The 6,094-nt window shown below is 70.4% G+C and carries 7 protein-coding genes and 1 pseudogene; 6 read left to right on the top strand and 2 right to left on the bottom strand.

All coding sequences use genetic code 11. The features are described 5' to 3' along the window. The 6 genes and pseudogenes from AC1D12_RS21985 to AC1D12_RS21960 form a co-directional block, all read left to right on the top strand. Nucleotides 1–271, top strand: a pseudogene (locus AC1D12_RS21985) (glutamyl-tRNA reductase); the annotation flags it as partial. Nucleotides 272–363: 92 nt separating this feature from the next. Then, nucleotides 364–1,449 carry a peptide chain release factor 1 gene (gene prfA / locus AC1D12_RS21980; RefSeq protein ID WP_047500161.1) on the top strand — a complete coding sequence of 362 codons (1,086 nt, stop codon included), beginning with the start codon at nt 364–366 and terminating at the stop codon, nt 1,447–1,449. Continuing rightward, nucleotides 1,446–2,291, top strand: coding sequence for a peptide chain release factor N(5)-glutamine methyltransferase (gene prmC, locus AC1D12_RS21975; RefSeq protein WP_477842846.1), 846 nt, complete (start codon nt 1,446–1,448; stop codon nt 2,289–2,291). The genes prfA and prmC overlap by 4 nt, the downstream gene beginning before the upstream one ends. A gap of 155 nt (nt 2,292–2,446) precedes the next feature. Further along, nucleotides 2,447–3,025 (top strand): hypothetical protein, encoded by a 579-nt coding sequence (locus AC1D12_RS21970; protein ID WP_465110917.1) that lies wholly within the window; start codon nt 2,447–2,449, stop codon nt 3,023–3,025. 111 nt (nt 3,026–3,136) lie between these two features. Beyond that, nucleotides 3,137–3,454 (top strand): Grx4 family monothiol glutaredoxin, encoded by a 318-nt coding sequence (gene grxD, locus AC1D12_RS21965; RefSeq protein ID WP_047500156.1) that lies wholly within the window; start codon nt 3,137–3,139, stop codon nt 3,452–3,454. A gap of 5 nt (nt 3,455–3,459) precedes the next feature. Continuing rightward, on the top strand, nt 3,460–4,023 hold the full coding sequence (locus AC1D12_RS21960) for a UbiX family flavin prenyltransferase (RefSeq protein WP_477842844.1): 564 nt from the start codon (nt 3,460–3,462) through the stop codon (nt 4,021–4,023). On the opposite strand, the gene AC1D12_RS21955 is transcribed toward AC1D12_RS21960, so the two are convergent. Continuing rightward, nucleotides 4,020–4,682, bottom strand: coding sequence for a lytic transglycosylase domain-containing protein (locus AC1D12_RS21955; RefSeq protein WP_477842842.1), 663 nt, complete (start codon nt 4,680–4,682; stop codon nt 4,020–4,022). The genes AC1D12_RS21960 and AC1D12_RS21955 overlap by 4 nt on opposite strands. Next, nucleotides 4,679–6,094, bottom strand: a 1,416-nt coding sequence (locus AC1D12_RS21950; RefSeq protein ID WP_477842840.1) for a proline--tRNA ligase, incomplete at its 5' end; no start/stop codon positions are given. The genes AC1D12_RS21955 and AC1D12_RS21950, both read right to left, overlap by 4 nt.

Raw genomic sequence — 6,094 nt, 5'->3', positions numbered from 1 at the left:
GCGCGGCACCGTGCCGCTGATCCAGGCGCTGAATGCGCAGGCCGACGACTGGCGCGCCGCCGAGATCGCCCGCGCCCGCAAGATGCTCGCGAAGGGGGAGGACCTCGATGCGGTGCTGGAGGCGCTGACCCGCGGCCTGACCCAGAAGATGCTGCACGGCACGCTCGCCGAGCTGCATGCCGCCGACAGCGAGCAGCGTGCCGCGCTCGCGCAGACGGTGTCGCGCCTCTTCCTGCGCGGCGCGCCGCGCAAGCCGGGCGACAACCACTAGCGACGCCCCGTCCGCCGCATGACGGCGGGGCGGGCGCACCCTGTTGCGGCTTCGGCCGCGCGCCGGCTCCGCGAACCCTTTCCGGAGCCCCGATGAAAGACACCCTCCGCCAGCAGTTCGAACGCCTCGCGTTGCGGCTGAGCGAACTCGATGCATCGCTTGCCGACCCGTCGGTGGTCAGCGACATGAACCGCTTCCGCAGCCTGACCCGCGAGCACGCCGAGGTCGACGGCGTGGTGCAGCGCTTTCGGCGCTACCAGCAGCGCGAGCGCGACCTGCTGGCCGCGCGCGACATGCTGGCCGACGCAGACCTCGCCGAGATGGCGCGCGAGGAGATCGCCGCCGCCGAGGCCGATCTCGAACGCCTGCAGGGCGAGCTGCAGACCGCGCTGCTGCCGCGCGATCCGGACGACGGCCGCAATGCCTTCCTCGAGATCCGCGCCGGCACCGGCGGTGACGAATCGGCGCTGTTCGCCGCCGACCTGCTGCGCATGTACACCCGCTATGCGGAGCGCTGCGGCTGGCGCACCGAGCTGATGTCGGAGAGCATGTCCGACCTCGGCGGCTACAAGGAAGTGGTGCTGCGCGTCGACGGCGAGGACGTGTACGCGCGGCTGAAGTTCGAATCGGGCGGGCACCGCGTGCAGCGCGTGCCGCAGACCGAGACGCAGGGGCGCATCCACACCAGCGCCTGCACCGTCGCGGCGATGCCGGAGCCCGACGAGGCCGAGGAGATCCAGCTGAACCCGGCCGACCTGCGCATCGACACCTTCCGCGCGAGCGGCGCCGGCGGCCAGCACGTCAACAAGACCGACAGCGCGATCCGCATCACCCACCTGCCGACCGGGCTGGTCGCCGAATGCCAGGACGACCGCTCGCAGCACCGCAACAAGGCGAAGGCGCTGGCCGTGCTGGCCGCGCGGCTGCGCGAGAAGGACCGCAGCGAGCGCGCCGCCAAGGAGGCGGCCACGCGCAAGGGCCTGATCGGCAGCGGCGACCGCAGCGACCGCATCCGCACCTACAACTTCCCGCAGGGCCGGCTGACCGACCACCGCATCAACCTGACGCTCTACAAGCTGCAGTCGGTGATGGAAGGCGAACTCGACGACGTGGTGGCCGCGCTGCAGGCGGCCAGCGCCGCCGAGCAGCTGGCCGAGCTGGAAGGGCGCGGCGCGTGAGCCAGGCCACCGTCGACGCTGCGCTGGCAGGCGCACGTGCCGCGGGGCTGGACCGGCTGGACGCGCAGCTGCTGCTCGCCGCGGTGCTCGGCCGCGACCGCAGCTGGCTGATGGCCCATGGCGACGACGCGCTGGCGCCGGACCAGGCCGCGCAATTCGACACGCTGGTCGCGCGCCGCAGCGCCGGCGAGCCGGTGGCCTACCTGCTGGGCCGCCAGGAGTTCCACGGCCTGACGCTGCAGGTCTCGCCGGCGGTGCTGGTGCCGCGGCCGGACACCGAGACGCTGGTCGACTGGGCCCTGGAACTGCTCGGCACCGAGCTCGCGGCCACCGTCCGGCCGCAGGTGCTCGACCTGGGCACCGGCTCCGGCGCCATCGCGCTCGCGATCAAGCACCGCTGCCCGCGCGCCGAGCTCACCGCCGTCGACACGAGCCCCGGCGCGCTGGCGGTCGCCGGATCCAATGCGCGGGCCCTGGGCTTGCCGATCGCGTTGCTGCCCGGCCACTGGTGGACGCCGGTTGCGGGCCGCCGCTTCGAGTTGATCGTCAGCAACCCGCCCTACATCGCCGACGACGACCACCACCTCGACGCACTGCACCACGAACCCAGGCTCGCACTGACGCCGGGCGGCGACGGCCTGGATTCACTGCGCGAGATCGTCATTGGTGCCAGTGCCCACTTGCGCGATGGATGCTGGCTGTTGCTGGAGCACGGGCACGACCAGGCAGGCGCCGTGCAGGCCCTGCTGGCCGCGGCCGGGCTGCAGGACGTGAGCACCCGGCGCGACCTCGGCGGCAACGACCGCTGCACCGGCGGCCGTTGGCGACAGGCCACGCGCTGAGCTCGTCTGCGGCAGAACCGCACACACTCACGACTGTTTCCACTCAGTCGCGGGGACGCCGCCCACAAGCAGGTGCGGCCGGCGTAGCATGGTCCCGAGGCCTTCAGCGGCCCGCAGGTTCGTCTCCCGTCACACCCGTCGCAAGGAGAGTCGCCATGTGGAACCCGAGGTGGAAGTGGATCGGCATGGGCGCCCTGGCGCTCGTCAGCGCGCAAGCTGCAATGGCCCTCGACGCCGGCGGTGGTGGTGCCGGCAATGGCCTCGGGTGGAGCAACCTGCAGGGCCGCATCAGCCTCGGCACCGCCAGTCCCGGCCTGCGCATCGACGCGCCGGGCTTCGACACCACCCCCCTGAAGCTCAGCAGCCTGAGCCTGATGGCTGATTACTACCTGACCCCTTCGTTCAACCAGGGCGCCGCCGGCGGGTTGCGCGCCACCAGCGGCGTGCTGTTCGGCCCGCGCTCCTCGCCGTGGAGCGGCCCTGGCAGCGGCAGCCAGTTCAGCATCGACCGCCGCATCAATCCCACGCCGGACGGCAGCACCGACAGCGCCACCTCGCCCTATGTCGGCATCGGCTACACCGGGCTGTCGGTCAAGGGGGGATGGGGCTTCTCCGCCGATGTCGGCGTGCTGGCCGGCCGCTTCGGGCGCAACCTCGGCCAGAGCCTGGACGACCAGGTTCGCGAGCTGCGGCTGCAGCCGGTGTTGCAGCTCGGCGTGTCGTACTCGTTCTGAAGGCGCATTTCGCCCGGGGGCATGCCGGGTGCCGGCACGAACGGCCCGCGGTTTGCCGTATAACGTCGTCCCTTCCACCCTGAACTCTGCCGGACCCGCCGGCGCCAGACCATGAGCGACGTACAGCAACGCATCGATGACCTCGTCAAGCAGAACCGCGTGGTCCTGTTCATGAAGGGGACGGCGCAATTCCCGATGTGCGGTTTTTCTGGCCGCGCGGTGCAGGTGCTGAAGGCCTGCGGCGTGACCGACCTGAAGACCGTCAACGTCCTCGAGGACGAAGGCGTGCGCCAGGGCATCAAGGACTACGCGAACTGGCCGACCATCCCGCAGCTGTACGTGAACGGCGAGTTCGTCGGCGGCTCGGACATCATGATGGAGATGTACCAGGCGGGCGAGTTGCAGCAGGTGCTGGGCGCCAAGGTCTGATCCCGGTGCCGCAGCGCATCGTCGTCGGCGTCACCGGCGCCAGCGGCGCGGTCTATGCCGTGCGGCTGCTGGAGCGGCTGAAGGTGCTCGGCTGCGAGACCCACCTGGTGGCCAGCCCGGCCGGGGTGCTGAACGTTCACCACGAACTCGGCCTCGACCGGCGTGAACTCGAAGCGCTGGCCCACACCGCATACAACCCGGCCGATGTCGGCGCCGCGATCGCGAGCGGCTCGTTCGCGAGTTCGGCGATGGTGATCGCGCCGTGCTCGATGAAGACGCTGGCCGCGGTGGCGCACGGGTTCTCCGACAGCCTGCTGGCGCGCGCCGCCGACGTGACGCTGAAGGAGCGCCGCCGCCTCGTGCTGATGGTGCGCGAGACGCCGTTCAATCTGGCGCACCTGCGCAACATGACCGCAGTGACCGAAATGGGCGGCGTGATCTTCCCGCCGCTGCCGGCGTTCTATCACCGCCCGACCACGATCGACGAACTGGTGAACGAAACGGTGGAGCGGGTGCTGTCGATGCTGGGCGTGGCGGCCGCGACACCCACGCCGTGGACCGGCCTCTAGCCAGGTTTGTAATCCCAGTACTTCTTCGCGCCGAACACCAGGTTCGGATATTCCGGCTTGCCGCGGCTGCCGTTGTAGCGGCCGAGCGCCATGTACAGGTCGCCACGCTCCACATCGAGGTAGTGCCGCATGATCACGCAGCCGAAGCGCAGGTTGGTCTGCATGTGGAACAGCCGGCTCACGTCGCCATCGCCGATCAGCCGCGCCCAGAACGGCATCACCTGCATGTAGCCGCGCGCACCGACGCTGCTGATCGCGTACTTGCGGAAACCGCTCTCCACCTGCACCAGGCCCAGCATCAGCGCGGGCTCGAGCCCGGCGCGCGTGCTCTCGTACCACAGCGTGTCGAGGAACTCGATGCGCGTGACGTGCTCGGCCTTGCGCTTCTTCAGGCGGCTGCTCATCTCGCCGAGCCAGCGCAGGTAGGTCAGGCGGGCCTCGGTGGTGACGAAGACGGGCTTGGGCGGCGCGCTGTTCGCGATCGCCGCGGCCAACGCACCGCGCACCGCATCGGCGAGCGGCTCCTCGACCTGCGCGCCGGCCAACGCCTCGTGCACCGGCAGCGCGGCCAGCCACGGAGCGGCCGCGGCGGCCAGCAACCACCGCCGCCGCACGGCTCCCGCAGCGGGGGACGCCGCCGCGGGCCACTCGCGCGTCATGACGCCAGCTTCGCCTTCACGAACTCGAGCACCTCGGTGGCCGCGACCGCCGTCGCCTGCGCATCGGCGCGCCCCTGGTACTCGACCTTGCCTTCCTTCAGGCCGCGGTCGGACAGCACCACGCGGTGCGGCACGCCGATCAGCTCCCAATCGGCGAACATCGCGCCCGGGCGCTCGCCGCGGTTGTCGAGCATCACGTCGATGCCGAGGGCCTCGAGTTCGTCGTGCAGCTTGTCGGCGGCGGCCTGCACCTCGGCCGAGCGGTCGTAGCCGATCGGGCAGATCACGACGCTGAACGGTGCGATCGCGGTCGGCCACAGCATGCCGCGTTCATCGTGGCGCTGCTCGATCGCCGCGCCCAGGATGCGGGTGACGCCGATGCCGTAGCAGCCCATCATCATCAGCTGCGGCTTGCCCGATTCGTCGAGGTAGGTGGCGTTCATCGCCTTCGTGTAGTTCGTGCCGAGCAGGAACACRTGGCCGACCTCGATGCCGCGCTSRATCRCCAGCRCRCCCTTGCCGTCGGGCGAMGSGTCGCCCKCRACCACGTTGCGGATGTCGGCCACCAGGTCGGGCTCGGGCAGGTCGCGSCCCCAGTTGACGCCGGTGATGTGCATGTCGGGCTCGTTGGCACCGCAGATGAAGTCGCTCATGTTGGCGACGGTGCGGTCGGCGACGATCTTCACCGGCTTGCGCAGGCCGATCGGACCGAGGTAGCCGGGCTTGCAGCCGAAATGGTCCTCGATCTCCGACACGGTGGCGAAGCGGTAGCCTTCCTTGAAGCCGGGCAGCTTGCCGGCCTTGACTTCATTCAGCGAATGATCGCCGCGCACCAGCAGCAACCAGAGCGTCGTCTGCTTCAGGTCGCCGGCGTCGTCCTTCTCGTCGGTCGCGAGGACCAGCGATTTCACCGTGGTCTGCAGCGGCACGCCCAGCAGCGCCGCGACATCGGCGCAGGTGCTGGCCTTGGGCGTCGGCGTGCGCTTCAGCGCGGCGGTGGCGGCGCCGCGCTGCGCCACCGCCGGCAGGGCCTCGGCAAGCTCGATGTTGGCGGCGAAATCGGAGGTCGGGCAGTAGACCAGCGCGTCTTCACCGGTGTCGGCGATGACCTGGAACTCCTGCGAGACCTCGCCGCCGATCGCGCCGGTGTCGGCAGCCACGGCGCGGAACTGCAGGCCCAGCCGCTCGAAGATGCGCACGTAGGCGTCGAACATCGCCTGGTAGCTCTTGCGCGCCGAATCGAGATCGCGGTCGAAGGAGTAGGCGTCCTTCATCGTGAACTCGCGGCCGCGCATCACGCCGAAGCGCGGGCGGCGCTCGTCGCGGAACTTGGTCTGGATGTGATAGAAATTCTTCGGCAGCGCGCGGTAGCTGCGCAGCTCCTGGCGCGCGATGTCGGTGATGACCTCCTC

It is taken from the genome of Rhizobacter sp. P1_G5 (genome assembly GCF_056405435.1).
The sequence above is the reverse complement of the archived record's forward strand: the minus strand, read 5'-3'. Positions and strand labels throughout refer to the sequence as shown.

Bases quoted from the DNA above. Each gene is read 5' to 3' on its own strand.
- AC1D12_RS21970 (WP_465110917.1), top strand. From the start codon at position 2,447: ATGTGGAACCCGAGGTGGAAGTGGATCGGCATGGGCGCCCTGGCGCTC.
- AC1D12_RS21955 (WP_477842842.1), bottom strand. From the start codon at position 4,682: ATGACGCGCGAGTGGCCCGCGGCGGCGTCCCCCGCTGCGGGAGCCGTG.
- prfA (WP_047500161.1), top strand. From the start codon at position 364: ATGAAAGACACCCTCCGCCAGCAGTTCGAACGCCTCGCGTTGCGGCTG.
- grxD (WP_047500156.1), top strand. From the start codon at position 3,137: ATGAGCGACGTACAGCAACGCATCGATGACCTCGTCAAGCAGAACCGC.